At 72.2% G+C, this 26488-nt stretch carries 26 protein-coding genes, 1 tRNA gene and 1 pseudogene; 16 read left to right on the forward strand and 12 right to left on the reverse strand.

The features are described from left to right. From BZY54_RS10740 to BZY54_RS10755, 4 genes are all read right to left on the reverse strand, one after another. Window positions 1-1388, reverse strand: a 1388-nt coding sequence (locus BZY54_RS10740; RefSeq protein ID WP_244217087.1) for a glycosyltransferase family 39 protein, incomplete at its 3' end; no start/stop codon positions are given. Window positions 1389-1585: 197 nt separating this feature from the next. Next, window positions 1586-2443: a hypothetical protein gene (locus BZY54_RS10745; protein ID WP_086724897.1), complete on the reverse strand. Its 858-nt coding sequence runs from the start codon at window positions 2441-2443 to the stop codon at window positions 1586-1588. A gap of 59 nt (window positions 2444-2502) precedes the next feature. Further along, window positions 2503-2889, reverse strand: a complete 387-nt coding sequence (locus BZY54_RS10750; RefSeq protein ID WP_158103839.1) for a peptidase inhibitor family I36 protein — start codon at window positions 2887-2889, stop codon at window positions 2503-2505. A gap of 202 nt (window positions 2890-3091) precedes the next feature. After that, entirely contained in the window at window positions 3092-5125 is a 2034-nt protein-coding gene (locus tag BZY54_RS10755) for a bifunctional glycosyltransferase 87/phosphatase PAP2 family protein (protein ID WP_086724901.1), read from the reverse strand. Between the two features lie 458 nt (window positions 5126-5583). Here BZY54_RS10755 and proP point away from each other — a divergent pair, with 458 nt between their 5' ends. The 3 genes from proP (at window position 5584) to BZY54_RS10770 (ending at window position 8213) form a co-directional block, all read left to right on the forward strand. Then, on the forward strand, window positions 5584-6960 hold the full coding sequence (gene proP / locus BZY54_RS10760) for a glycine betaine/L-proline transporter ProP (protein ID WP_107419684.1): 1377 nt from the start codon (window positions 5584-5586) through the stop codon (window positions 6958-6960). A gap of 237 nt (window positions 6961-7197) precedes the next feature. Next, a complete protein-coding gene (locus BZY54_RS10765) occupies window positions 7198-7449 on the forward strand; it encodes a hypothetical protein (protein ID WP_086724903.1) in 252 nt (83 codons plus the stop codon). Between the two features lie 92 nt (window positions 7450-7541). Continuing rightward, window positions 7542-8213: an O-methyltransferase gene (locus BZY54_RS10770; protein WP_086724905.1), complete on the forward strand. Its 672-nt coding sequence runs from the start codon at window positions 7542-7544 to the stop codon at window positions 8211-8213. A 70-nt stretch (window positions 8214-8283) separates the two neighbouring features. On the opposite strand, the gene BZY54_RS10775 is transcribed toward BZY54_RS10770, so the two are convergent. Beyond that, a complete protein-coding gene (locus tag BZY54_RS10775; RefSeq protein ID WP_086724907.1) occupies window positions 8284-8676 on the reverse strand; it encodes an FHA domain-containing protein in 393 nt (130 codons plus the stop codon). A gap of 146 nt (window positions 8677-8822) precedes the next feature. Between BZY54_RS10775 and BZY54_RS10780 the strand changes: the two genes are divergently transcribed. Continuing rightward, window positions 8823-9251: a DnaJ family domain-containing protein gene (locus BZY54_RS10780; protein WP_086724909.1), complete on the forward strand. Its 429-nt coding sequence runs from the start codon at window positions 8823-8825 to the stop codon at window positions 9249-9251. A gap of 28 nt (window positions 9252-9279) precedes the next feature. Here BZY54_RS10780 and BZY54_RS10785 read toward each other — a convergent pair whose 3' ends face one another. Together BZY54_RS10785 and BZY54_RS10790 are read right to left on the reverse strand one after the other, a co-directional pair. Further along, window positions 9280-9789, reverse strand: a complete 510-nt coding sequence (locus BZY54_RS10785) for a GNAT family N-acetyltransferase (protein WP_208640616.1) — start codon at window positions 9787-9789, stop codon at window positions 9280-9282. An 82-nt stretch (window positions 9790-9871) separates the two neighbouring features. Continuing rightward, complete coding sequence (locus BZY54_RS10790; protein ID WP_086724913.1) at window positions 9872-12016, reverse strand: MDR family MFS transporter; 2145 nt, start codon at window positions 12014-12016, stop codon at window positions 9872-9874. A gap of 161 nt (window positions 12017-12177) precedes the next feature. Between BZY54_RS10790 and BZY54_RS53030 the strand changes: the two are divergent. Beyond that, window positions 12178-12355, forward strand: a pseudogene (locus BZY54_RS53030) (peptidoglycan-binding protein); the annotation flags it as partial. Window positions 12356-12450: 95 nt separating this feature from the next. Next, a complete protein-coding gene (locus tag BZY54_RS53035) occupies window positions 12451-13914 on the forward strand; it encodes a peptidoglycan-binding domain-containing protein (protein ID WP_244217089.1) in 1464 nt (487 codons plus the stop codon). Window positions 13915-13983: 69 nt separating this feature from the next. On the opposite strand, the gene BZY54_RS10805 is transcribed toward BZY54_RS53035, so the two are convergent. Both BZY54_RS10805 and BZY54_RS10810 read right to left on the reverse strand, forming a co-directional pair. Beyond that, window positions 13984-14643 carry an HAD-IA family hydrolase gene (locus BZY54_RS10805; protein WP_086724915.1) on the reverse strand — a complete coding sequence of 220 codons (660 nt, stop codon included), beginning with the start codon at window positions 14641-14643 and terminating at the stop codon, window positions 13984-13986. A gap of 203 nt (window positions 14644-14846) precedes the next feature. Next, a complete protein-coding gene (locus BZY54_RS10810; RefSeq protein WP_086724917.1) occupies window positions 14847-15425 on the reverse strand; it encodes a TMEM165/GDT1 family protein in 579 nt (192 codons plus the stop codon). 389 nt (window positions 15426-15814) lie between these two features. Between BZY54_RS10810 and BZY54_RS10815 the strand changes: the two genes are divergently transcribed. From BZY54_RS10815 to BZY54_RS10830, 4 genes are all read left to right on the forward strand, one after another. Next, window positions 15815-16459 (forward strand): HNH endonuclease family protein, encoded by a 645-nt coding sequence (locus BZY54_RS10815; protein WP_086724919.1) that lies wholly within the window; start codon window positions 15815-15817, stop codon window positions 16457-16459. 141 nt (window positions 16460-16600) lie between these two features. Continuing rightward, the gene (locus tag BZY54_RS10820) at window positions 16601-18241 is read left to right on the forward strand and encodes an alkaline phosphatase D family protein (protein WP_086724921.1); all 1641 of its coding nucleotides are present in this window, start codon (window positions 16601-16603) and stop codon (window positions 18239-18241) included. A 254-nt stretch (window positions 18242-18495) separates the two neighbouring features. Then, a complete protein-coding gene (locus BZY54_RS10825; protein WP_086724965.1) occupies window positions 18496-18948 on the forward strand; it encodes a DoxX family protein in 453 nt (150 codons plus the stop codon). A gap of 257 nt (window positions 18949-19205) precedes the next feature. Then, complete coding sequence (locus BZY54_RS10830; RefSeq protein WP_086724923.1) at window positions 19206-19841, forward strand: DedA family protein; 636 nt, start codon at window positions 19206-19208, stop codon at window positions 19839-19841. A gap of 26 nt (window positions 19842-19867) precedes the next feature. On the opposite strand, the gene BZY54_RS10835 is transcribed toward BZY54_RS10830, so the two are convergent. Further along, complete coding sequence (locus BZY54_RS10835) at window positions 19868-20098, reverse strand: DUF2277 domain-containing protein (RefSeq protein ID WP_086724925.1); 231 nt, start codon at window positions 20096-20098, stop codon at window positions 19868-19870. A gap of 171 nt (window positions 20099-20269) precedes the next feature. Here BZY54_RS10835 and BZY54_RS10840 point away from each other — a divergent pair, with 171 nt between their 5' ends. After that, complete coding sequence (locus tag BZY54_RS10840; protein WP_086724927.1) at window positions 20270-21040, forward strand: MBL fold metallo-hydrolase; 771 nt, start codon at window positions 20270-20272, stop codon at window positions 21038-21040. A 171-nt stretch (window positions 21041-21211) separates the two neighbouring features. Here the strand turns inward: BZY54_RS10840 and BZY54_RS10845 are convergent, their stop codons facing one another. Further along, on the reverse strand, window positions 21212-21724 hold the full coding sequence (locus BZY54_RS10845; protein ID WP_086724966.1) for a GNAT family N-acetyltransferase: 513 nt from the start codon (window positions 21722-21724) through the stop codon (window positions 21212-21214). Window positions 21725-21882: 158 nt separating this feature from the next. Here BZY54_RS10845 and BZY54_RS10850 point away from each other — a divergent pair, with 158 nt between their 5' ends. The 5 genes from BZY54_RS10850 to BZY54_RS10870 all read left to right on the forward strand — a co-directional run bounded on the left by BZY54_RS10850 (window position 21883) and on the right by BZY54_RS10870 (window position 25157). Beyond that, entirely contained in the window at window positions 21883-22233 is a 351-nt protein-coding gene (locus BZY54_RS10850) for a hypothetical protein (RefSeq protein ID WP_086724929.1), read from the forward strand. After that, window positions 22230-22628, forward strand: a complete 399-nt coding sequence (locus BZY54_RS10855) for a DUF952 domain-containing protein (protein ID WP_086724931.1) — start codon at window positions 22230-22232, stop codon at window positions 22626-22628. Before BZY54_RS10850 ends, BZY54_RS10855 begins: the two co-directional genes overlap by 4 nt. Beyond that, window positions 22619-22693: transfer RNA gene (locus tag BZY54_RS10860), tRNA-Val, on the forward strand. Before BZY54_RS10855 ends, BZY54_RS10860 begins: the two co-directional genes overlap by 10 nt. A gap of 206 nt (window positions 22694-22899) precedes the next feature. Further along, window positions 22900-23670 (forward strand): DUF4097 family beta strand repeat-containing protein, encoded by a 771-nt coding sequence (locus BZY54_RS10865; protein WP_086724933.1) that lies wholly within the window; start codon window positions 22900-22902, stop codon window positions 23668-23670. 74 nt (window positions 23671-23744) lie between these two features. After that, window positions 23745-25157, forward strand: coding sequence for a hypothetical protein (locus BZY54_RS10870; RefSeq protein ID WP_086724935.1), 1413 nt, complete (start codon window positions 23745-23747; stop codon window positions 25155-25157). 45 nt (window positions 25158-25202) lie between these two features. Here the strand turns inward: BZY54_RS10870 and BZY54_RS10875 are convergent, their stop codons facing one another. Continuing rightward, on the reverse strand, window positions 25203-26324 hold the full coding sequence (locus BZY54_RS10875) for an amidase domain-containing protein (protein WP_086724937.1): 1122 nt from the start codon (window positions 26322-26324) through the stop codon (window positions 25203-25205). Window positions 26325-26488 lie beyond the last annotated feature (164 nt).

Here is a 26488-nt window from a genome sequence, read left to right on the forward strand (position 1 = left end):
CGCACCCGGGTGCGCCTGCAGACGTCGAAAGAGTCCTTCAGTGTCCGGCGTTTGACCTCCTCCTGCGCGAAGGGATCGAGGGGTTGCCCCGGAGGATCGGTCAGCGCGACGATGCGGTCCGCCGCCAGCATGCGGCTCCTGATCACCGCCGGGGCCAGTTCGGTGCCCTCCAGACTCCGCGACTTCGAAGGGGAGTCGGCGAGCGCCAGGTCGTCGACACGGTGGTAGACAGAGGGGTACGACAGCAGCCACTCACGGCGCCGGGCGGGCATGAACAGGACGCTGTCACCCTGGCGTGCGGACTTCTCGACGGCGTGTGCGACAGCGACCACGTTGTCCTTGCGGCTCTCGGGCGAGCGGATCAGCAACGACCACGGCAGGAGCACCCCGACAGCCACAGCCGCCTGCAGGCAGGCGGTCAGCACGCGGACGGCGGGCGTCAGCCGGTGTCGTTGCCCGATGGCCCGGTCCAGCGCGGCCCCGGCCGACAGCGACAGCCCCGTCAGGCCGTACAGCACGTACCTGTCGACGTACCACGGCTTGATGAGGGAGAGCGCCATCAGTAGGCCGGCCGGGACGATCAGCAGGGGCAGGGCGAGGGAGACCAGCGCGGCGGGTCCGGCCGGGTCCGCTCCCTCACGCCCGCGCACGAGGTACCGGCAGAGCACGGCGCCCGCGCACGAGATCGCCGCGTACTGCGCCCATGAGCCGAGGCCGGGACGGCCGAGCCAGCCCAGTTGCTGCTCCGCCTGCCCCGCGCTCACCACGACCAGAGGCAGGAGCATCAGCGCCGCCGCAGCCACCGCCACGGCCCAGCACCGCCACACCTTCTGCGGCACGCGCGATCGCCACAGCGTCAGCCCATGGGCCGCGCATGCCAGGACAGCGAACTCGTGCAGCCAGCAGGCGAGCCCGAGGGTGAGGGCATACGCCGTCCACCAGCTGCCGCGCGGTGCGCCGGTACCCCGCACGAAGAAGTACGTCGCCCAGGTCACCCCCGCGGTGACGAGCGCGTACGAGCGGCCCTCCTGTGCGTACTGCTGCGTTGCGGGCAGCAGCGCGAAGACGAGGCCCGCGAGCGTGCCGCTCCTTCGTCCGGCCAGCCGGCCGCCGATCGCCCCGACCCCGGCCGCCGCCACGGCGGTGGCCACCGTCGAGGGCAGGCGCAGCGCGACGAGGCCACCGTCCCACAGGCTGAACACGGCGTGCATGAGGAGGTAGTACAGACCGTGCGCGGCGTCGATGTGTCCCAGCAGGCCCCACAGTTCACCCAGAGGCCTGTGGGCCACCTGGTAGGTGACCGACTCGTCGCGCCACATGCTGCCCTGCCGGTCCATCCCCCACAGGCCCAGCGCCAGCGCGGCCGCCGCCGGGACGGTCACCGCCACCGCCGGCCCCGCCTCGCGCCCCCGCCCGACGGGCGCAGGCGGGGCGGTGCGTAATCCGGCGTCGGCCGGCACTGTCGGTTCGGGGTCCAGATGCCGATTGATGGTCTTCTCCTGGGCAATGGGGGCGGACACCGTCACACGCGTCGCCTCCGGCGGCACGACGTGGACCGCCGGGGCCGGGAGCGAACGGAGCGTGGTCAGCGCTTGTCGAGCACGGCGCGAGCGGCCGCGAGGTGGCGCTCCTTGGCCGACTTCAGGCGCTCGAAGTACGACTTGTGCCTGTGGATCTCCCCTTGCTGGATACTCTTCTCCGTCTCGGCCAGCACCCTCACGACACCGGAGCGCTGTTTGCAGGTCACGTCCGCTTCCGCGGTCTCCTTCTCCGCACGTGACGGCGCTCGGGATTTCGCCCATCGGGGATCGCCGGCCGCGGCGTAGAAGTCCTTGTAGCGGTGTCCTCTCATCGCCATGCACTGCCCCCAGGAGCGCATCGCGGGTGCCACCCGTGGACTCCTGAGCGCCTCGTCGAGGCTCTGGACGTTCAGCTTGCTCACCAGGCCCTCGTCCTCCTCGTTTCCACGCGCCAGTTGCTCGTCCGCCAGCGTGTAGCAGCCGTCGGCGGGATCCGTCGCGGCCTTCCGCTCGGCTGGGCTCAGCCGCGCCTCGCGATTCATCTTCCGGGCCGTCACGTCGGTGGAACCCAGCAGCCGGGCGTTGGACTTGTACCCCATCTCCGTGGCGACGGGCATCTCGATGACTCCGTACCGGCGGCGGTTGCGCAGGTCGGGATAGTGTTTCCGATCGCTGATGACTTCCCAGTCGTATCCCCGCTTTCTCATGCAGTCGCGGGTGAGGAGGTCCTTCGCACTCTCGATGACATAGATCTCGTCGACCGACATCTGGTAGCCGTCGAAAGGCAGCAGGAGGTTCGTCACCTCTTTCGTCGGTTCGGGGGCTGCCGCGAGTACGACCTTCGGGGGTTCCCCCGGCGCCGCCGTGCACCCCGTGGCGAGAAGCACGAGGGCGGCCGCTGCCGCCGGCCGGAACCTGATCATTCGTCCACCTCGGAGAAGAGCGGGGCGGCGCCGGGAGAAGCGGCGCCGCCCCCGGGGCATCACAGGAAGCGCACGCAGCTCGCCTTGTTGTCGAAGTTGTTGTTGCTGAAGTCGGAGTCGACACTGTTCGGCTTCGCGGTGTACGAAGCACCACTGCACGAGGTGCCGACGTCCCACAGGCCGACGTAGGAACCGGTGTTGTTCCGCATCGAGCTGGCGCCGTTCTGTGCGAACGCCGAGGTGCTGCCGTCCCAGTACTTGTTGTTCAGCTCGATGTCGGAGCCGGAGAAGCTCGCGTGCCGCCCGCCGTAGTTGTCGTTCTCGTAGAGAACGAAGTAGGTGGCCTGCGCTCCCGTCTCGGCCGCCGAAGCGTTCGACGCCAGGCCGAGCCCGCTCCCGGCGCACAGGGCCAGAAGTCCGATCCCCATGGCCAACTTGCGCTTCATCCGCTGTCCTCCCGTTCGAATGGTCATGTTCTGTCTCAGGCGGACGTCGATCCGCCATGAACAGTCCATGCCAGTACGGGGGCGACGTACAGACGTTTCGAAAAGGCTCGAATGCAACCCTGAGGCTTGGCAGGAAAGCCGCACCCGCCTGTCCGAAATCACCGCCCGAGTTCGATCAACGCCCGAGTCCGGGGGTGCCGCTTCACCGCCCGGCCACGGAATTCACCGCCGCCCGGACCACCTGGTCGTCCTCCACGGCAGCCCGGACGGCCGTGCGCGGCCCCGACAGCAGGTACGTCAGTCCGAACCCGGCTGCCACCACCGTCGCTCCCCCGACCGCGTCGAGCACCCAGTGATTGGCCGTCGCGACGATCGCGGACACGGTGAACAGCGGATGCAGCAGGCCGAGGGCCTTCATCCACCACTTCGGCGCCAGGGCCAGGATCACGATGCCGCACCACAGGGACCAGCCGAAGTGCAGCGACGGCATCGCCGCGTACTGGTTGGTGACCGCCGTCATCGCACCGTAGTCCGGCTTCGCGAGGTCCTGCGCTCCGTGCACCGTGTCGATGAACCCGAGTCCCGGCATGAGCCGCGGCGGGGCGAGCGGGTAGAGCCAGAAGCCGAGGAGGCCGAGCAGCGTGGCGAAGCCGAGCGAGGCACGCGCCCAGCGGTAGTCCGCCGAGCGCCGGGCGAAAAGCACGCCCAGGAGGGCCAGCGGCACCACGAAGTGGAACGACTCGTAGTAGAAGCCGAGGAAGTGCTCCAGCCACGGCGTCCCGGCCACGGCATGGTTGGCCCAGTGCTCGACGTCGATGGAGAGGGCCTGCTCGACGGCGTGAATCTGGCGCCCATGCTCCTCCGCGACGGCGCGGCCTCCCGCGGCGGCCGCTCGCACGGCGGAGTAGGCGGCGTAGAAGACCCGGATCAGCAGGAGTTCGAGGAGCAGGTTCGGCCTGTTCAGCGCGCGGCGCCAGAAAGGCAGCAGCGGCACCCGGGAGAAGCGCGCCGGGACCGCGGGGGCGTACTCCGTGGGGACCGGGGTCTGGTAGTACTCCGACGTGCGGGACAGGAACGGCACGACCGTCGCCGCGGCCAGTGCGGCCAGCAGGACGGCGTTGTCCCGCAGCGGGTGGAGGGCGGCCATGTTCGGCAGCAGCATCACCGCCGGGAGGGTCATCACCAGGATCACGGCGACCGGCCAGACGTAGCGGTCGCAGGCGCGGCGGCCGACCCGGCCGACGACCGCGAGCAGCACCCACAGCAGCTGGTGCTGCCATGCGGTGGGCGACACGGCGACAGCGGCGCAGCCGGTGAGGGCGACCGCGAGGAGCAGCTGGCCGTCGCGGGCGTAGCGCACGGCCCGGCGCAGGCCCAGGACGGCGACGGCCGCGCCGAGCGCCAGGAACAGGGCGATCTCCAGCGGGCCGGTCAGGCCGAGGCGCAGCAGGGCGCCGTGCAGGGACTGGTTGGCGAGGGCGTCGGCGCGGCCGCCTAGACCGACGCCCGCCATGTGGTGGACCCAGTAGGTGGTGGAGTCGTGCGGCAACGCGGCCCAGGCGAGCGCGGTGCACGCGGCGAACACGGCGCCGCCGGAGGCGGCGGCCCTCCTGCGGTCCGTGAACCACAGCAGGGGTGCGAACAGCAGCATCGTGGGCTGCAGGGCGGCGGCGAGGCCGATCAGGGCGCCGCCGGCCCGCTGACCGCGGACGACGAAGCAGCCGAGCAGCACGAGCAGGACCGGGATGATGCTGGTCTGGCCGAGCCAGAGGGCGTTGCGCACCGGCAGCGACAGCATGAGCAGGCTGATCGCGACGGGCGCGGCCAGCAGCGAGGTGCGGCGGCCGACCGGGTGGGGCAGGGCCCGGGCGGCGATCAGGCCGAGGGCGACCACCAGCAGCAGCGTGCCGAAGATCCAGCCCCAGCCCAGGGCGTCCTCGGCGGCCTTGGTCAGCGGTTTGAGGACGAGGCCGCTGAACGGGGTGCCGGTGAACAGGGTCGAGTCGTACAGCGATCCCTTGACGTGCAGGACGCCCTCCGGACCCACCCAGGTCTCCAGGTCGGTCAGCCGCTGCCCGCGCGGGGTGGTCAGGACGGCGGCGACCTGCCGTACCGCCAGGATCCCGGCGATCAGCCAGAGGCCCGTGCGGGCCGCGCGCAGCCGCGCTCTGGCCGAGGGGCCGGCCGCCGCTCCGAGTGCTCCCGCCCCTGCCCTGCCGCGCTCCGCGTTCGCCACGCCCCGCCGGCCTCCCGCCCCGTCGTCCCGCGCGTCCCGCGCGCGGGAATCCCTGTACGACCTGTTCAGGCCGGTTTCGACCTGTACGAACCCTAGAGGGCGCACGGCCCTGCACATGACTCGCGGTTCCCCCGTGGAAAGACGCAGGCGACCCTGGGTTCACCTGACGTCCGCCGCTTTTGTCCGGATGCGATAGTGCGCGGCCGCTTCGGTTGCGCTCGCGGGGCGCGACAAGGATCACAGTTCGGGCCCGTGCGAGAGGGCCGACGGCGGGCAGACGTACCTGCGTATCGCGCATTTAGGTGCGCTGCGCATCGACTTGCGAACAGTACGTGAGCGGAGCAGGCGGTCGTATGGTCGGTTTTCGGCCAGGCCCCTGCCGGCCGGTTCGGCCCGCTCGTCAGCGCCGTCGCGTGGGTCGCGTCCCTGTCCCCGACGAGAGGTAGGCGAGCGAAGCCTTGTCGGCAGCCACAGTCACCGCTCCCCGTTCCGTGTCCCTCATCAAGTCCCCGGCCACCACCGCACCCCCCACCGTGACCGACCCGGCGCTCGTCAGGCGCGCCGTGAAGGCCGCCGCGCTGGGCAACGCGATGGAATGGTTCGACTTCGGTGTCTACAGCTACATCGCGGTGACCCTGGGCAAGGTCTTCTTCCCGTCCGGCAACCCGACGGCGCAGCTGCTCTCCACCTTCGGCGCCTTCGCCGCGGCCTTCCTGGTCCGCCCGCTCGGCGGCATGGTCTTCGGCCCGCTCGGCGACCGCATCGGCCGCCAGAAGGTGCTGGCCGTCACCATGATCATGATGGCCGTCGGCACGTTCGCGATCGGCCTGATCCCGTCGTACGCGACGATCGGCGTGGGCGCCCCGCTGCTTCTGCTGGCCGCCCGGCTGGTGCAGGGCTTCTCCACCGGCGGTGAGTACGCGGGCGCGTCCACCTTCATCGCCGAGTACGCCCCGGACAAGCGGCGCGGCTTCCTCGGCAGCTGGCTGGAGTTCGGCACCCTGGCCGGCTACATCGGCGGTGCGGGCCTGGTGACCCTGATGACGGCGCTGCTGTCCTCGGACGACCTGCTCTCCTGGGGCTGGCGCATCCCGTTCCTGATCGCGGGCCCGATGGGCATCATCGGCCTGTACCTGCGGATGCGCCTGGAGGAGACCCCGGCGTTCGCGGCGGAGGTCGAGAAGGCCGAGGCGGACCGCCCGAAGGTGCCGCTGCGCGAGATGGTCGCGGGCCAGTGGAAGGCGCTGCTGTTGTGCATGGGCCTGGTCCTGGTCTTCAACGTCACCGACTACATGCTGCTGTCGTACATGCCGAGCTATCTGACCAGTGAGCTCAAGTACGACGAGACGCACGGCCTGCTCGTGGTGCTCGGCGTGATGGCCCTGATGATGATCATCCAGCCGTTCGCCGGTGCGCTGACCGACCGGGTCGGCCGCCGCCCGGTGATCGCGGCCGGCTGCGCGGGCTTCCTGTTCCTGTCGATCCCGGCACTGCTGCTGATCCGCCAGGGCAGCCTGGTGGCGGTGGCTCTGGGCATGGCCGCGCTGGGCCTGCTCCTCGTCTGCTTCACGGCCGCGATGCCGTCCGCCCTGCCCGCCCTGTTCCCGACCCGGGTCCGCTACGGCTCCCTGTCGATCGGCTTCAACGTCTCGGTGTCGCTGTTCGGCGGCACGACCCCGCTGGTGGTCACGGCCCTGATCGGCGCGACCGGCAACATGATGATGCCCGCGTACTACATGATGGCGGCGGCCGTGATCGGCGGCTTCGCGGTCTGGCGCATGTCCGAGTCGGCGGGCCGCCCCCTGCCGGGCTCGGCACCGTCCCTGGAGTCGTGACGGCGTAAGCGCAATCGGGGGCACGTGTGCCCCCTGACGCCGGAACCGACGCCCTCCGTGCCACCGTCCGATCAACCGGCGGTGACGGCACCGGGGGCGTCGGTGCATGGCGGTCGGCCACCGGCCGCGGCAGCGAGGCAGACCCAGGGCCTCTCGTTCGATCATGCCGGTCCCGCACCGGGCGACCGTACGGCTCGCGGCCCGGCCCTCTTCCGCGAGCCGGCCGCCACCACCCCCGTGCACCGCACCCGTCACCAAGCCTGGCCCCTGCGAGCCACCTTCGACGCGGCCCGCCTCGCGGCCGACGCGACGTACCAGCAGATGATGGACCACGACCGGCTGCGGGATGCGGCGGGCAACCTGGCGTGGCTGCCGACGACGGGCGGCGGCGTGCTCGCCGCAGCGGCCCGTGACCAGCGCTCGCGCCACGACGCCTCCGGCGCCGTCCGGCGGTACCGCCAACGCCTGTGTACACGCCTCCACCGATAAGCTGAAATTCCCTGAGAATTCCGCAGCACCCGGCTATATTTCGTGAGCGCAGCCAGTTAGGACATCTAACTAGGCATACGAAAGGTTTGCGCATGAGCGACTCGCAGCTGTGGGACGAGGTCGACGCCTACTTCGCCACTCTGCTCTCCCCGGAGGACGAAGCGCTGCAGGCCGCGCAGCGCGACAGCGATGCGGAGGGCCTGCCGCACATCAACGTCACGCCGAACCAGGGCAAGCTGCTGCACCTCCTGGCCCGGCTCCAGGGAGCCCGCACCGTCCTGGAGATCGGCACGCTCGGCGGCTACAGCACCATCTGGCTCGCCCGCGCGCTCCCCGACGACGGCCGTCTGATCAGCCTGGAGTACGACGCCCACCACGCCGACGTGGCCCGCCGCAACATCGCGTACGCCGGCCTCGACCGGATCGCCGAGGTGCGGGTCGGCCCGGCCCTGGAGTCGCTGCCCAAGCTCGCCGACGAGAACCCGCCACCGTTCGACCTGGTCTTCATCGACGCCGACAAGGTCAACAACCCGCACTACGTGGAGTGGGCCCTCCGGCTGACCCGCGCGGGCAGCCTGATCGTCCTGGACAACGTGGTGCGCGGCGGCACGGTGACCGATCCGGCCAGCACCGACCCGAGCGTGCGCGGCACCCGGGCCGCGCTGGAGCTCATCGCCCGGCACCCGAGGCTGGAGGGCACGGCGATCCAGACGGTGGGCAGCAAGGGCTACGACGGCTTCGCACTGGCCCGCGTCCTGGCGTGAGGCGGAGCCGACCCGGCGTGAGCGTCTTGCCGCGGTCCGCCGGTTCGGGCTCCGGAGGGTGCCCCGCCGTTCACACCTCGTGGTAGAAGCCGACGTTGATGCTGCGCGGGCTCGTACGGTCCTGGACGACGATCTCGCCTGAGCCGCCCCGAGGCAGCCGGACCGTGCCGCCGTAGGCGAGGGGCTCGGTGTGTTCACCGGACGTCAGACGGACCTCGGAGGACGGTTCCGGACGGGAGCCGCGCAGCCAGGTGACCTGCCAGACGCCGTCGGGTCCGCACAGGAACTCCAGGTGGACCCGGGAGACGAACAGCCAGTCCTCGGGCGTCACCAGCCGGCACACGGCCCCGTCCCGGCCCACCCGCAGCACGGCACCCGCCTCGCTGGGCGCGTCGGCCATCAGCATGCCGGCCGTGGCGCCCGCGTCCGTCCCGGAGACGGAGGCCATGGTGAGTTCGAGCACGTGCGCTCCTCGTGTTCGGGCGCCCGAGCCGCTGCCTGTGCGTCGTGCTCGGCTGCGCGCGCCAATGCCGGTGGCGGAGCGCCTGATTGACGCACCGCGCGGCATGATAAATCGACCGGCCACGGCCCGTCCGGCACAATGGGCTCATGACCGAGCGAAAGCCACCGGGTGTTCCGTTCGAGTCCTGGGTCGAGAAGGAGATCCGTGACGCGCAGGGGCGGGGCGACTTCGACCGGTTGCCGGGCGCGGGCAAACCGCTGCCGGACGACATGACGTACGACGAACTGTGGTGGATCAAGGGGAAGATGGCCCGCGAGGGCCTGTCCGTCCTGCCGCCGACGCTCGCCCTGCGCAAGGAGGCCGAGGACGCCCTGGCGGCGGCCTACGCGGCGCCCTCGGAACGGATCGTGCGCAAGATCATCGCCGATGTCAACACCAAGATCCTCGACATGATGCTCAAGCCGCCGCCCGGCCCTCCGCTGGGCCTGAAGCGGTACGACGTCGAGGGGGTCGTCCACGAGTGGCGCGAGCGGCGGCACCGGCGGGAGGCGGAGCCGGGGGCGGAGCCGGCCTGAGGACCGGCCGGCGTGGCCCGGGAACCGGTCAGGGAGACGTGGCAGGTCGGCCGAGGGTCTTGCTGAACCAGTGTTCGGCGTACGCGTCGTCGTTGTGCGGCGCGGTCTCCTCGTAACCCAGGCGCGCGTAGAGAGCGCGGGCCTCCACCAGGTCGCCGCGGGTGTCGAGGATCATCCGCCGGGCGCCGAGCGCGCGGGCCGCGTCCTCGGCCGCCTTGACCAGGCGGACGGCGCCGCCCCTACCGCGCAGCTCCTGGTGCAGGAAGACCCGGGTGAGCTCGGCCGTCGCCGTGTCCAGCAGCCGTACGCCCGCGGTACCGGCCGGCCGGCCGTCGTACCGCGCGAGCAGCAACTGCCCGGAGGGTGGCGCGAGTTCGGCACCGGTACGGGCGGCGATCTCCCGTTCCAGCTCGTCGGGGTCGGTGCGGCGTCCCTCGTGGAGCAGGTACCAGCGATCGCTGACCTCGGTGTAGTACGCCCGCCACAGCGCGGACGCGGCGGGCGAGTAGTACGGCTCCGGGGTCACGGTCCATGTCATGGCGGACATTCTCGTCGGCCGGCCCACCGGCCGCGCAACCGGATATCCGGCCCGCGCACCAGCATCTCCGGCGACCCGGTCCTCAGGCCAGGCGGGTCACCGGCCTTTCGTCGTGCGGCCGTTCGGCGTCGGATCCGCACAGCTCCTCGGTCAGTCCCTTCACCAGCTGCACCAGGTCGTCCTGCCGCCCGGGGCCCCACCAGTCGCCGAGCAGTTCGGCGAGCGACTCCTCGCGGGCGTGTGCCAGCCGCTCGGCGACCTCCTGGCCCTGTGCGGTCAGCACGAGGTCGAGGCCCTGGCGTTCGGCCAGGCGCCGCTCCTCGACCTGGCGGGCGGCCTCGATGATGACGTTCAGCGGGACGGGGCTGCGCTCGGCCAGCACCGCGGGCTCCACCCAGCCGTACTTCTTGATCCGCAGCACCAGCCAGCTCGACGCGGGCTTGAGGTCGTAGCCGGCCCGCTCGGTGATCCTCCGGTAGACCTCGCGCCGCCCCTCACGGGTGCCCAGCACGGACAGCGCGCGGCACGCCTCGTCGTACGAGGACCGCTCGACGGGGTTGGTGGCGTAGGTCTCCGTGCCGTCGGGGGCCGTGACCGAGCCGCGCAGCCTGTCCTCCTTCAGGAACCAGGCCAGGAGGAAGCCGAGGAGGGCGACCGGGGCGGCGTAGAGGAAGACGTCGGTGATGGCGGAGGAGTAGGCGTGCAGGGCGGCCGGACGCAGGGCTGCCGGCAGGGCGGCGATGCCGCGCGGATCGGACTTCAGGGCGTCGGCCGAGACCCCCGGGGGCAGCGCGACGCCCCTGAAGGCGGCGACGAGCTTGTCGCTGAGGCGGCCGGCGAAGACCGTGCCGAAGATGGCCACGCCGAAGGAGGCGCCGATGGAACGGAAGAAGGTGGCGCCGGAGGTGGCGACGCCCAGGTCCTCGTAGCTGACGGCGTTCTGCACGATGAGGACGAGCACCTGCATGACCAGGCCGAGGCCGAGGCCGAAGACGAAGAAGTAGCCGCTCATCTCGACGGTGGTGCTGTGCTCGTCGAGCTGGTGCAGCAGGAGCAGGCCGAGGGTGGTGACGGCGGTGCCCAGGACCGGGAACACCTTCCAGCGGCCGGTGCGGCTGACGATCTGCCCGGAACCGGTGGAGGCCAGCAGCATGCCGACCACCATCGGCAGCATGTGGACTCCGGAGAGGGTCGGGGAGATGCCGTGGACGACCTGCAGGAACGTCGGCAGGTAGGTCATCGCGCCGAACATGGCGAAGCCGACGATGAAGCTGATGACCGCGGAGAGGGAGAAGGTGCGAATGCTGAAGAGCTTGAGCGGCAGGACGGGTTCCGCCGCCCTGCGCTCCACGGCCACGAACAGCACCGCCAGGACGACGCCCAGCACCGCCAGGCCGATGATCTGCGGCGAACTCCAGCTCCAGGTGGTGCCGCCGAGCGAGGCGACCAGGACCAGGCAGGTGGCGACCGAGGCGATGAGCAGGGTGCCGAGGTAGTCGATGACGTGCCGCTGGGACTTGCGCGGGATGTGCAGGGCGGCGGCGATCACGGCGAGCGCGACGACGCCGACGGGCAGGTTGACGTAGAACACCCAGCGCCAGCTCAGGTGCTGGGTGAACAGTCCGCCCAGCAGCGGCCCGAGCACACTGGTCGCCCCGAAGACGGCGCCGAACAACCCCTGGTAGCGGCCGCGCTCGCGGGGCGAGACGACATCGCCGACGATCGCCATGGACAGCACCATCAGCCCGCCGCCGCCGAGGCCCTGCAGCGCCCGGAACGCGATCAGCTCGGGCATGTTCTGCGCCATCCCGCACAGCGCGGAGCCGATCAGGAAGATCACGATCGCGGTCTGGAACAGTTTCTTGCGCCCGTACTGGTCACCGAGCTTGCCCCACAGCGGGGTCGCGGCGGTCGAGGCCAGCAGATAGGCGGTGACCACCCACGACAGGTGCTCCAGGCCGCCGAGGTCGCTGACGATGGTGGGCAGCGCGGTCGACACGATCGTCTGGTCCAGCGCGGCCAGCAGCATGCCGAGGAGCAGCGCGCCGATCGAGACCAGGACGTTTCCGGAGACGTGCTCCTCCGGCCGGGGCGGCTGACCGGCGTGCGGGGACACGGATGCCCCGGATATGCCGGACGACGACCGAGCCGCCCGGGCGGCGTCACCGTCCGGCACGTCGCCCGTCGTGCCCGTCATCCCCGTCCTGCCGTGCCCATCCCCGGCCATGGAGACCTCCCGACGCTCGCGTGACGTGTTCCATCCTCATCGGTGTGTCCCGCTATGGCCTGTCGAGTCCCCATCGGACGCCGCCATTCCGGGGGCTTCGGGGGGAGTGTGTGGAGAGGATCTGCATAATCCTTGGAGTTCTCAAGGGGAGGGGCCGACGCGTGGAAGAGCCGAACGGGCACGTCTGCCCGGAGTGCGGAGCACCCCGGGCCACGGACAACTCCCCGTCGTGCGCCTGCGGGCAGCGAGCGGCCGACGCCCTGCGCGACACCCGCACGGCCGAGGCTGCGGCGGCCGAGGACTTCAACCCGCTGCGGATTCGGCCGTACGTGGATGTGGGGAACTCGGGGAACGGTCGGGACCTGACGGTCGCCGGGGACTCGGGGGGTGCCGGAGGGACGGGAGATCTCGTTGGCAATAGGGACCCCGGCGGCATGCGAGATGCCGAAGGCATGAGGGTCGAGGGTGCCTCGGGGGACACCGCGACCGACCGGGGTGCGGGAGGCGCCGGGGGCGCAGAAGACATCGAAAGCGGTGGGGGCCGTACCGGGCATGTGGGCAGCTCGGGGCACACGAGCCGCGCGGACGACATGAGCGGTGCGGGGCACATCGGCCGCGGGGGCAGCGCGAGCGGCACGGGGCACGCGGGCGGTGCGAGCGGCACGGGACACGCGCGCGGCGCGCGGCATCCCGGCGACACGGGCGACATGAGCGGCGCCGGCCACACCGACCGCGGAAGCGGCGCGGGCAGCGCGAACGGCGCCGGGCCCACCGGCGACGAGAGCGGCGCGGCCGGCACGGGACACGCGCGCGGCGCGCGGCATCCCGGCGACACGGGCGACATGAGCGGCGCCGGCCACACCGACCGCGGAAGCGGCGCGGGCAGCGCGGGCGGTGCGGGGCGTACAGGCGGCGAGGCCGCCGCGGCACACACCCGCAGCGAGCCTGCCGAGGGCGAAGCCGGCACGGCGCGCACCCGCGGCGAGAGCAGCACGAAGCACCCCGGCGGTAAGGGCGGCACGGCACACACCCGCGGCCCCGGAACCGACCCTGCCGCGGCCGAGACCCGCCCGGTGCCCGCCGTGGAGTCCACGATGCGGCTGCGCCCGGCCACACTGCCCACTCCGCTGGCGCCGCGGGCGGGCGAGCCGAGCGCCTCGGACCTCGACCTGTTCGACTCCGGCAGCGGCGGCGGCCCGTCGGAGGAGCCGGGCCGGCCGGGCGGAGGCGTGAGCGAGGACGAGGGCGGGGCGCGGAGGCGCTCCCGCCGCGGCCGTCGACCCGCCGCCCTGCTCGCCGTGTCGGGAGCCGTCGTCACCATCGTGGCGGCGGTCGCGTATGCGAGCGGGCTGTTCTCGTACGAGTCCCCGGCGCGGGACGGGGCCGCGGCACAGGAGGTGCGGGAGAGCATCCCGGACGCCCCGTCGCACACGGCCGCGCCGTCCCCGCCGGCGGACACCGCCTCGCCGCTCTCACCGCTCTCGCCGACGGCGTCCGCGTCGGCGAGCGCGACGGCGTCGCCCGGCGCGAGTCCGTCGCCGTCCTCGTCGCCCTCGGCGACGAGCGCCTCCCCGTCCTCCTCCGGGTCGGGGTCCGGCTCCGTGCCGGACGCGGAGTCCCCCGCGCCGACACAGACCGCGGCGACCGTCCGGGCCACGGCGACCGCGCAGCCGGCCGCCGTCCTGCGCCGGGGCGACCGCGGCTCGGAGGTGACCGAACTCCAGCTGCGCCTCGCGCAGTTGCACCTCTACATGGGCCGGGCCGACGGCGTCTTCGACCGTCCGGTGGAGAACTCCCTGCGCACCTACCAGTGGGCCCGCGGCGTCACCTCGGACGGCCTCGGGGTCTACGGCCCGGCGACGCGGGCGAGCCTGGAGTCGGAGACGTCACAACCCTGAGGTCACCCGGTCCGTGTCCGGCCGGGTGACGTCAGGGGCGCGCCCGGGCCCGTGACCGCCCGGGTGTCGTCAGCCGATGTGCAGGCGAAGGGTTCCGGACCCCGTCGGCTCGACGCGGATCCGGGTGAGGTCCTGTATCACCGCGTCCGGACGGTGGAAGCCGGCGCGCGGGCCGACGCCGATCACCCGCATCCCGGCGGCACGCCCGGCCGCGATGCCCGCGCCGGAGTCCTCGAAGACGACGCAGTCGGCGGGGGCGACACCCAGTTCCGCGGCGCCCTTCAGGAAGCCCTCGGGGTCGGGCTTGCTCGCGCCGACGGACTCGGCGGTGATGCGCACGTCGGGCAGCGGCAGGCCGGCGGCGGCCATCCGGGCGGTGGACAGGCCCACGTCGGCCGAGGTCACGAGCGCGTGCGGCAGCCCGCGCAGGGAGGCGAGGAACTCGGGTGCCCCGGGGATCGGGACGACGCCGTCCATGTCCGCGGTCTCCTCGGCGAGCATGCGGGCGTTGTCGGCGAGGTTCCGCTCCTTGGGCCGGTCAGGCAGCAGCAGCGCCATCGAGGCGTGGCCCTGGCGGCCGTGGACGACCTTCATCACCTCGTCGCCGTCCAGGCCGTGCCGATCGGCCCAGCGCCGCCAGATCCGGTCCACGACGGCGTCGGAATTGACGAGGGTGCCGTCCATGTCCAGCAGGAGGGCGCGGGCGGTGAGCACGGCGGTGGCCGTCATCGGCAGCTCCAAGGCGGGCGGAGGGGGCCTACGGATGGGACCCCGGGTGACCCCCGGAGATCCCGGAGGGACAAGGCGGCCCCGCCCACCGGTCAGGGGAAGCGGGCGGGAGCCACTTTGTTTCTCCACGGTACAAAACTACTCCCGCATCTCGCCACCGCCCCACCGACCGTTCATCCGGAGTCGGCCCTCCCGCCGCCCGCTCAGGCCACCGCCTCCCACAGGCTCCACACGCCGAGCGCGAGCATCAGCATGGCCGCGATCTTGGTGATCAGGGCCAGCGGCACCCGCCTCATCAGCGCCTTTCCGCCCACGATGCCGAGGCCCGCCACCGCCCAGAGGGCCAGCACCGCACCTAGGCCCACGGAGACCGGGTCGTCGTAACGCGCGGCGAGGTTCGCCGTCATGATCTGGGTGAGGTCGCCGAACTCGGCGACGAGGATGAGCATGAAGCCGGTCCCGGCGACCTTCCAGAAGGACTGGTCCTCGGGCCGCCGGACCTCCTCCTCCTCGTCGCCCTTCTTGAACAGCAGCACCGCGGCGCCACCGAGGAAGAGCACGCCCGTCAGCGCGTGCACGATCCGCTGCGGCAGCAGCGTCAGCGCACTGCCCGCCGCCACGGCGAGGGCGACGTGCAGCAGGAACGCGGCGGCGACGCCGGCGAAGACGTACGAGGCGCGGTAGCGGGTGCCCAGGACGAGTCCCGCCAGGGCCGTCTTGTCCGGCAGCTCGGCGAGGAACACGACGCCGAAGACGAGCGCCAGGACGCTGAGACTGATCATTCCTTCTCAATCGGTCGGGGCCACCCGGCCGAGAGTGCTGTGACGTTCGCGATCGGACGCCTCGGCAGGGCAGCACACGGATCCACCCGTGCCGTACGCACAGGTGTGCACTGCTTGCCGAAGGTCTCGCCGGCCGACCCCGCCGTCCACCGATGCGAGGTCCGCCTCCGGGCGCCGGCTCAGACGCGCTGAGCAGTATGTCGACGGTCCGGCGAAGGGCTACTCCCCTTCTACGCCCCCCATGGTACGCGACCGAAAGTTCAGCCGTGAATCTTGTCGTGTCATGAACACGTCACTAACTTCTTACCGGACACACACCTCCCCGCAACGCGGCGCGGCGAGCATTCCCTCGCTCGCGCCCGACACCCCCACTCCGAAAGGGAGTTCGCATGGCCAGGTTCTACGCGCGTCGACGACTGAGCATACTCGCGGCCCTCACCGGACTCATAGCCTCCGCCGCGCTGTTCGACTCCCCGGCCGCCTCCGCCGCCCTCCCCACCCCGGTCAGCGCCGCCACCGCCCGCAGCTACCTGGCGAGCCTCACGGTGGCCACCGAGAACCGCACCGGCTACAGCCGCAGCCTGTTCCCGACCTGGATCACCATCTCCGGCACCTGCAACACCCGCGAGTGGATCCTCAAGCGGGACGGCACGAACGTCGTCACCGACTCCTCCTGCGCCGCCACCAGCGGCAGCTGGTACTCCCCCTACGACGGCGCGACCTGGACCGCCGCCTCCGACCTGGACATCGACCACCTCGTCCCGCTGGCAGAGGCCTGGGACTCCGGCGCGAGCAAGTGGACCACCGCCCAGCGCCAGGCGTTCGCCAACGACGTCACCCGGCCCCAGCTCCTCGCCGTCACCGACAACGTCAACCAGTCCAAGGGCGACCAGGACCCCGCCACCTGGGTGCCGTCCCGGTCGGCGTACGTGTGCACGTACGTCCGCGCCTGGGTGCAGGTGAAGTACTACTACGACCTCTCCGTCGACTCGGCGGAGAAGAGCGCGCTGCAGGGCTACCTCGCGAGCTGCTGATCGGGTCGCCCCGACCACTGCGAACCGCTGATCGCGATCGCGGGTCTGTCCCCCTCCTCCGTCGTTCAATACCGTACGGGTCGACGGAGGAGGGCGGGCCGAGGAGGCACGCCCGACCGTGGAAGGGAGCGGGCGATCGCCGTGGCCGGACTGCGCCTGGGACCACTGCTGAGGTACGTCGACGACGCGTCCGCGACCGTCTGGGTCGAGGCGAGCCGCCCGTGCACCGCCGAGGTCCGCTGCCCCGGAGGTGCCGGCGGCACCGCCCGTACCTTCCAGATCGAGGGCCACCACTACGCCGTCGTCCCGGTGACCGGTCTGACGGCCGGCACGTCCGTGCCGTACGAGGTCCTGCTCGACGGCGTCCGTGTGTGGCCGCTGCCCGACTCCTTCTTCCCGCCCTCCGTCATCCACTCGCCCGCGACCGGCGACGGCCTCCGCGTCGCCCTGGGCTCCTGCCGCTGGGCCGCGCCCCCGGCGGACGGCAAGGACCCGGTCGGTCCCGACGCGCTGGACACGCTGGCCGCGCGGATCGCCGCCGACCCCGAGGGCGAGCGCCCCGACGTGCTGCTGCTCCTCGGCGACCAGATCTACGCCGACGAGACCTCCGAGGCGACCCGGCGCCGGCTCGCCGCCCGCCGCGACCCGGCCGACCCCCCTGGCGGCGGGGTGGCGGACTACGAGGAGTACACCGGGCTCTACTACGAGTCCTGGCTCGACCCGGAGGTGCGCTGGCTGCTGTCCACCGTGCCCACCTGCATGATCTTCGACGACCACGACGTCATCGACGACTGGAACACCTCCGCCGCCTGGCTCGCCGACATGCGGGCCACCGACTGGTGGCGGGAGCGGCTGCTGAGCGGCCTGATGTCCTACTGGGTGCACCAGCACCTGGGCAATCTCTCCCCCGCCGAGCTGGCCGCCGATCCGCTCTACGCCGCCGTACGGACGGCCCCGGACGGCACCGTCGCCCTGCGCGCCTTCGCCGCCCGCGCCGAGGCCGACCCGGCCTCGGTGCGCTGGAGCTACCGCCGCGACTTCGGCCGGATACGGGTGCTGATGGTGGACTCGCGGGCGGCCCGGGTCCTGGACGAGGACGACCGGGCGATGCTCGATCCGCGGGAGGCGCGGTGGCTGCGGGACCAGGTGCTCGCGGACCGCGGCTCCTGCGACCACCTCCTGATCGGCACCTCGCTGCCCTGGCTGCTGCCCCACCTCGTGCACGACGCCGAGGCGTGGGACGCGGCGCTGTGCCGGGGCGAGCGGGGCCCGCGCTGGGCCCGGTTCGGGGAGTGGCTGCGGCGGCGCGCCGACCTGGAGCACTGGGCGGCGTTCCCGGCGTCCTTCGTGGCGGTGGCCGAACTGATCGCCGAGGCCGGGTCGGGCCCCGGGGCGCCCGCGACGATCTCCGTCCTGTCCGGCGACGTCCACCACGCCTACATCGCCGAGCCCGCGTGGCGGTCCCGGCCCGTGAGCTCCCGGGTGGTGCAGCTCACCTGTTCCCCCGTGCACAACTCCGTGCCGCTGTCGATGCGGCTCGGCTTCCGCTTCGGCTGGAGCGCGCCGGCGCGGGCCCTGGGGCGCCTGGTCGCCCGGCACGGGCACTGTGTCGAGCCACCGGTCACCTGGCGGCGCACGGGCGGTCCCTGGTTCGGCAACCAGTTCATGACCCTCACGCTGCACGGTCGTTCAGCACGGTTGCGGCTGGAGCGGGCCCGGACGCAGGCAGCGGCCGGTGGGCGGGCGCGACTGGAGACGGTGACGGAACGCACAGTCCTCTAGTGGGGCTCAAGTGGTCCACTAGGTGGCACACCCCGATATCCGCCTGATTGTCCGCGGCGCGACCCACCCCCACGTTTCCCCCATCCCATGACGTACCACTGCGAACCAAATCGCAGGTGGGGCCGCAGACGTGGCCAGATGTTGAACTTGCAAGCACTAATTAGGGGGACCTAACCTGGTTCGGCTGTTCGAACGTTTCCGCCGGCCGCCACCCCCACGACCGGCCCGCTCGAAGGAGACCCCCCATGACCGGTCTGACCGGACGCCTCAACTCCACACAGCCCTACTTCCTCGGCCTGTTCCGCATCGTCGTGGGCCTGTTGTTCGCGTGCCACGGTGCCGCCTCGCTGTTCGGTGTGCTCGGCGGGGCGATGGGCACCCACGGCAGCACGATCCCGGCCGGCACCTGGCCGGGCTGGTACGCGGCGGTGATCCAGCTGGCCGGCGGCGCCTTCGTCCTGCTCGGTCTGGGCACCCGCCCCGCCGCGCTCATCGCCTCCGGCTCGATGGCGTACGCGTACTTCGACGTCCACCAGAAGGCGGCGCTGTGGCCGATCGAGAACGGCGGCGAGGCGTCGGCGATGTTCTGCTGGGCCTTCCTGCTGCTGGTCTTCACCGGCTCCGGCGCGTTCGCCCTGGACGGGCTCCTCACCCGGCGCTGGGCGCAGCGGCCCACGGCCGAGCAGACGTCGGTCGTCACGGCCTGACGGCCGACGCCCCGACCACCTGACGGCAACGCTCTGGCGTCGGACGGCCGGTGGACGGGGCCGGTGGGCGCCCGACGCACGGCCGGTGGGCGGCCGTTTCGACACCTTTCAGGTGTCCCTATGAACACATGAGCCCCCGACGACCCCTCTGTCACACCTGCGGCGTACGCTGTATGGCTGTTCATCGGCCGCCCCTGCCGCTCCCCCGCGACGTCGCGGCACGGTCCGGTTCCCGGGGGGAGTACAGGGAGTTTTCGGTGCTGGAGAGTGTGGCGAGGGCGGGGTCATTCACCGGCACTCCATGGGTCTATGGAGTGGTGGCCCTGTCGGTGCTGCTCGACGTCTTCCTGCCCGTGCTGCCCAGCGGCGTCCTGATCGTCACGGCGGCCACGGCGGCCGCCGCCGGTTCGGGCGCCGCCACGGGGCAGGTCCCGCAGAACGTGCCCGACATCCTGGCACTGACGCTGTGCGCGGCGACGGCGTCGGTGCTGGGCGATCTCGTCGCCTACCGGCTGGCCTGGCGCGGTGGCGAGCGGCTGGACCGTGCGATCGCCCGTTCCCGCCGGCTCAGCTCGGCGCAGGAACGACTCGGCGCGGCCCTGTCCCGGGGCGGCGGCGCGCTGGTCGTCATCGCCCGGTTCGCCCCGGCCGGCCGCTCGGTGGTCTCCTTCAGCGCCGGGGCGGCCCATCGCCGCGTCCGGGAGTTCCTCCCCTGGTCCGCCCTCGCCGGTCTGTCCTGGGCCACCTACAGCGTCGCTCTCGGCTACCTGGGCACGCGCTGGCTCGGCGCCGCCTGGCTGGCGACGGGCGTGTCCGTGGCGGCCCTGTTCGCGGCGGGCGCGGCGGCGGCCTACCTGATGCGCAGGACTCCGGAGCACCCGGAGGCCTCCTAGGTCCTGTCGTCCGCCGCCCGGCAGTGTCACCCGGCCTTCCGCGCCGCCTGGCCCCGCACCTCCAGCCCCGCCAGCAACTCCTCCGTCGCCGCCGCGATCGTCTCGACCGCGTGGTCGAAGACCTCCCGGTTGTGCGCGGCCGGCGCACGGAACCCCGAGACCTTCCGCACGAACTGCAGCGCGGCGGCCCGGATCTCCTCCTGCGTCGCCTCCTCGGGCAACACGGGCGGGCGCAGCGTCTTGATACTCCGGCACATGAATCCAGTGTCTCCTGTCCGTGTTCCGTGTCCGACGTGTTCGCGGTTCTGTGTCCGCCGCCCCGCGTCCGGGGCGCCCCGTCCGTCGTTCCTGACCGGTGCCGCTGTTCCGGCCGTCCCGCGGGACCTCACGGAGGGAATAGCTCCGGTCCGCCTCCGCTTGCACCGGCCATGACCACCGTGGAGATCACCTACGTCGGCGGCCCGACCGCTGTCATCGAGCTCGCCGGCCTGCGCCTGCTCACCGACCCCACCTTCGACGCCCCCGGCGCCTACCCGATCGGCTCGCGTGAGCTGACCAAGACCACCGGCCCGGCCCGTCGGCCGGGCGACATCGGCCCGGTCGACGCGGTGCTGCTCTCCCACGACCAGCACCCGGACAACCTCGACACCTCCGGTCGCGCCCATCTCACGACCGCTCCCCTCGCCCTCTCCACGCCGTCCGCCGAGGCCCGACTGGGCGCGCCCGTCCGCGCGCTCGCCCCCTGGGAGCGCACCGAACTGCCCCGCCCCGGCGGCGGGGTCCTCCACGTCACCGCCGTCCCGGCCCTGCACGGTCCCGTGGGCTCCGAAGCCCTCGTCGGCGAGGTGACCGGCTTCGTCCTCTCCGGCGAGAGCCTGCCCAGGGTCTACGTCAGCGGCGACAACGCCTCCCTGGACCTGGTCCGCGAGATCGCCCGCCGCGAGGGTCCGATCGACATCGCCGTGCTCTTCGCGGGCGCCGCGCGCACCTCTCTGGTCCCGGACGCCCCGCTGACCCTCACCAGCGCGCAGGCCGCCGAGGCCGCCCGGATCCTCGGCGCCCGTCATGTCGTACCGCTGCACTTCGAGCACTGGGCGCACTTCACCGAGGACGGCGCCACCCTGACCAAGGCGTTCGCCGAGGCGGGACTCACCGAGCGGCTGCACCTGCTCGCCCCCGGCGCCTCCGTCCGCCTGTGACGGACGGACTGTGACGCACGGCCCGCGCGGCGCGGCGCGAGACGCGCGGCACGGGCCCCGGAGGCGGTGCGCATGGTCCGGTCCACGGCCCGGACGCCACGGATCACGGAGGCCGGCCGACATCCGCGCCCCCTCGGACCGATGGCCCGGACCCCTCACGACGGCGGCCACTCACTCGGAGGCCAGGTCGATCCGCCAGTCGTTCGACGTGATCCAGTGTCCCTTCGGGTACTCGAAGTTCACCGGCCCGAGCAGGGTGAACCCGGCTCTGCGGCACACCGCGTTCGAGGCGGCGTGTCCCACGCTCGGATACGCGTGCAGATGCCGGTGGCGGCCGGCGGCCCGTGCCTCGGCCACGACGGCCCGCGCCGCCGGCGCCGCCAGTCCCCGTCCCTGGAACGCGGGCGACACCCCCCACCCGGTCTCCCAGACCGTGGCGTCCGGCCACCGCCGCTCCCAGAACCCGATCGCGCCCACGGTCTCCCCGCCGTCCGCCAGCACCACCCGGTACATCCGGCCCGACGCCGGTTCCAGATAGCGCCGGTGCCGGGCGATGAGCTGCTCCTCGCTCTCCGGGCCGCCCAGGTGCGCGGTCATCTCCGGGCTGTTGTGCAGCCGCAGCAGCCAGAAGTCGTCCTCGCTCCAGGGCTCCAGCCGTACCGCCGTGCCGCCCGCCTCGTCCATCACGCCACCCGCCTCGTCCACTTCGTGTCCCGCCTCCTCCATTCCGTCACCGTAGGGCAGGGGTCTGACAACGGGCGGTCCACGGCGGGCACGTATCGAACACATGAGCCCACCGAAGCAGGTCGCGACCCGAAATCGAACAGGCGTAGCATTGCGCCGTGGCTACGCCCTATGACTTCCCGAGTGACCTCCTGGCCGGCCAGGAGGAGCTGCATCAGGTCCGGGTCGAGCTCTCGGCCCTGCTCAAACGGCTGCCCTGGTCGGTCGAGCCGCTCGACGGGTTCAGTGACGACGGCGGCTGGCGCAGGGTGGTGCGCCCGGCCTCCCCTGGCTGGACGGACGACGAGCAGGCCGAGGTCGAAAAGCTCCGGCGACGGGAGCACGAACTCGCCGTGTTCGTCACCACCCACCGATACTGGTCCGAGTTCACCGGAGCGGACCGCATCGACGCCCGCAGCCGGCTCAAGCACGCCCACGAGGCCCCGGAGAGCGAGAACGAGGACGCATGATCTACCACGTCGTACCGCTCGCCGAGTGGCAGGCCGCTCCCGACCGACCGTACGCGCCCGCCTCCCTCGCCGAGGACGGTTTCGTGCACTGCTCCCCGGACGAGGAGACGACGCTGGCCGTCGTCAACGCCTTCTACCGGACCGCGCCCCGGCCGCTGCTCGCGCTGGTGATCGACGAGGAGCGGCTCACCGCCCGTCTGGAGTGGGAGCCGGCCGCGCCCGCCCCGCCGCCCGGCGTGGCCGGGAACATCGCGTTTCCGCATGTGTTCGGGCCGCTGAACCGCGACGCGGTGACGCGGACCCTGGAGGTCCGGTTCGACGACGGAGGGCGGGCAACCGGTTTGCGGGACAGTCCCCCTCGCAGGGTAGGCTGTCCACTCGTCCCGGGTGCGTAGCTCAGGGGTAGAGCGCCTGCCTTACAAGCAGGATGTCGGCGGTTCGAAACCGTCCGCGCCCACCAGTCGCAGGACGAACGCAAGGCCCGGATCCCCCAGGTTTCCCCGGATCCGGGCCTTCGTCGTGTCACGGACCGGGTCCCGCACCGGCCTGCTACGGGGGTTTTCCCCACCCCGGACCCGGCAGTGTGCCGGATTCTCCGCCGGTGCGCGCCTCCCTAGGCTCTTCAGAGATCAAGCAGCTCGTCGTCCGTACCGGGGGAGATCCGTCATGACCCGTCCCGTTCCCGTCCGTGCCGCCGCCGTCACCGGTGTCGTCGCGGCCCTGCTCGCAACGGCCACCGCCTGCGGCGCCTCCGCCGACGACGACAAGCATCCCGACCACCGCTCCTTCGCCCTGCACGGGCACACCCTGACCGTCGACTCCGACGACTCGGCGCTGGAGATCGTCGCCGCCGACGGCAACAAGGCGGGAGTCGTGCAGGTCACCCGGTGGTTCCAGGGATCGGTGGCCGTCGGGGGCACCCCCAGGGTGACCTGGTCCATGAAGGACGACCGGCTGGTGCTGCGGATGAAGTGCTCCGGGATCGTCGCCGACTGCTCCGCCAGGCACCGCATCGAGGTGCCGCGCGGGATCACCGTGAAGGTCGAGGACGGGGACGGCAGCGTGCGGGCGCACGGGTTCAAGGACGCGCTGAGCATCCGTACCTCCGACGGGTCCGTGCACGTCACCGACTCCACCGGTCCGCTGGAGCTGCGCTCCGGCGACGGTTCCGTGCGCGCGGAGGTGTCCTCGCGCCGGGTGCGGGCCACCACCGGTGACGGCTCGGTCCACCTCCAACTCGGCGCCGTGCCGGACCTCGTGGACTCGCGTTCCTCCGACGGCTCCGTCAGCATCGCGCTGCCCCGCGCCGCGTACCGGGTGACGACGAAGACCGGCGACGGCTCCGTCCACGTCTCGGTGCCCCGCGACGACTCCAGCTCCCACGTGGTGTCCGCGCGCACCGCGGACGGGAGCGTTTCGGTGCGTACGGCGAACTGATGGGCCGGTGTGTTCGTCCTGTACAGGTGGGAGAATGATTCCACGCAGGGCGGACCACAGCACGGGAGAGGGATGTGACGGCCACACCGGCGACACCGGCGACACCCCGACAGCCGCACTCCCCGTATCGGCACCGGCCCCGCCGCCGGTCCTCCTCCACGACCGCCGCGCCCGCGCGTGACCTCCTGACGCTGCTGGGTCTGCCCCTGCTGGCCGCGCTCGCGCTGCCCGCCGCCTTCGCGGGCGGCGGCACCCGGCGCTGGTTCGGCGGGCGGGCCGAGAGCCAGCGGGCCGAGGCGCAGGCGGCGAAGGACGCCGCCGCCGCCGCGTTCTACGAACTGGACACCGCGCAGCGCGACCTGCGGATCTCGGTGGAGACCATCACGGCCGTCGACGACTCCCCCGCCGCCCGCCGCGCGATCGCCGACTTCCAGGCGCTCGGCCGGCGGATCGACGAGGCCAGTCAGCGCTACATCCAGGCCGTGGACGCGCAGGACCTCGACCGCGACGACCTGGACGCCTCCGCCGCCGCCCGGGCGCGCACCAGCCTGGTGGCCGCCAAGGACGAACTGCAGAACGTCAAACGGGAGCTGGACCGTTTCGCCAGTGGCCTCGGGCCGCTGCTCGGCAAGGCCGAGACCCAGCTGGCCCGGGTCGCCCCCGCCGTGGAGCGCGCCCGGCAGGCCCTGCGGGCCGCAGGTGACGCGCTGGACGCCGTGCGGGGCTCGGGACTCAGGGCGGACGACCTGGCCGCGCGGCTCGCGGCGCTCTCCCCCGAGCTGACCAGGCTGAACCAGGGCGCGGGACAGCACGGGGTGCAGCAGACGCTGGAGCGCGCCGAGCGGGTGGCACGAGAGGCGGAGGCGATCCGGACGGAGGCCGAGCGGCTGCCGGAGAAGGCCGCCGAGATCGACCACCGGCTGGTGTCGCTGCGCACCCGGGCGCAGGCGCTGACCACGCGGGCCGGGCAGGTGGAGCCGGTGCTGAGCGAGCTGCGGCGCCGGTTCACGGCGCCCTGCTGGCAGGATCTGCAGCACGTGCCGGAGCAGGCCGCCGGCAACGTCCGGCAGGCCGAGCTGAAGCTGAAGGAGGCGCAGGCCGCGCGGGACGCGCAGCGCTGGCCGGACGCCACCGCGCTGCTGTCGACCGTGCGGGCGCTGCTGAACATCACCGACGAGGCGGTGTCGGCCGCCGGGGACCGGCTGGCGCGGCTGAACGCGGTGCAGAAGGACCCGCAGGCGGAGATCGAGCGGACCCGGTTCGCGGTCCGCGACGCCCAGCGGCTGGCCATGACGGGCCGTACCACGCCGGATCCGCGGCACGCCCGCCCGCTGGACGACTGTGTGGCCCGGCTGGAGCGGGCGGTCGCCGGCCTGGAGGGCCGCCATCCCGACTACTGGCACTTCCTGACGGAGACCGAGGCGGTCCGGCGGACGGCGGCCCAGGTGGTCGCCCGGATCCGCGAGGAGCGGGGAGCCGGTCACTGAGCCGGGCCCCGTGGTGGCCCGGCTCCCGCTCCGTGGGGACACCGCTCAGGTGCGGTAGGCGTAGTAGTACGCGGTCGGGTAGGACGCGATGAGGCTCGCCACCGACCGGTTGTAGGTGTTGGTGGAGTGGTACGACACGTACGGCACGCCCTGCGGGCTGCGGTAGGTGACGATCATGGAGTGGTCCTTGGACCCGTCCCGGTTGAAGTCCATCTGCAGCACGTCACCGACGTCGAGCTGGTAGACGTAGGGCAGGCTGGTGACCCGCTTGGAGGACAGGGCGAACCAGGAGAACTCGTTGACGCCGACGAACGAGTCGGACTGGATCTCGGAGTTGCCGAACCACTTGTGGAAGTCGTTCGTGTAGCCCGGGACGTGCTTCCAGCCGCCGGCCTTGAGGGACTGGCTGACGAAGTTGGTGCAGTCGCCGCCGGCTCCCTGCCCGTTGAAGTTCGGGTAGTCCGGGTTGTAGTTGCTCCAGTACTTCTTCGCGTACGCGGCCATGGCCTTGTAGTCGTACGTACCGGAGGCCAGGTTCTTCGCCTTGGCCGGCGCGTTGCGCGCGGTCGACGAACGGGGCGCCACGGGCGGGTTGTCGTCACCGGCGTCCGGCGTGGCCACGGACGGGCTGGCGACCTGGTTGACGGCGACGCCGTCGTCGGTGTCGCGGATGCCGGTCAGCTGCCAGTCGCCGTGCTTGCCGGCGTGGAACGTCAGCTCGTGGTGGGCCTGGAAGCCGGTGGTCTTCGGCTCGTTCCCCCGGACCTTCTCGTACGTCAGGGTCGTGGTCTCGGTGACGGCGACCCTGGCGCTCCGGCCCTTCACCTGCGTGGCGTTCAGCGTGACGCTGGTGCTGGCCGAGCTGTACCTCTCACCCAGCTGCGCAAGGCGGGACTTGCGGCCGCGCAGCTCGGTCAGGGCGGAGTCCTCGCTGCGCGACTGCGTGCCGGACAGACGGACCTTGCCGGAGAAGCGGGAGGTCAGCTTCTTGTCGTGCTTCCCGGGCCGGTCGTTCCCGGTGCCGTCCACCAGGGCCTGGGTGCGGTCGGTGAACACCGCGTCGGCGAGCTTCTGGAAGGTGGCCTTGGTGGCCGCGTCCACCGTCGGGTCATCGGTGACCGCCGCGCCCGCGCTCCAGTTGGGCACCAGGGCCGCGCCCGCGACCACCGAGGCGGCCGCGGCGGTGACTATGGTGGCGCGGCGCCGCTTACGGCTCAGTTTTCTTGATTTCAATGATGTTCCCCTCTACGCCGGTACACCTACCGGGCGGTCGCATCCTCGCATGACGCGTGCGCCGGGTGTGAAGAGGGTGTGCACAAGTTCAACTCATC

It is taken from the genome of Streptomyces carpinensis (assembly GCF_002154505.1).
Lineage (GTDB): Bacteria > Actinomycetota > Actinomycetes > Streptomycetales > Streptomycetaceae > Streptomyces > Streptomyces carpinensis.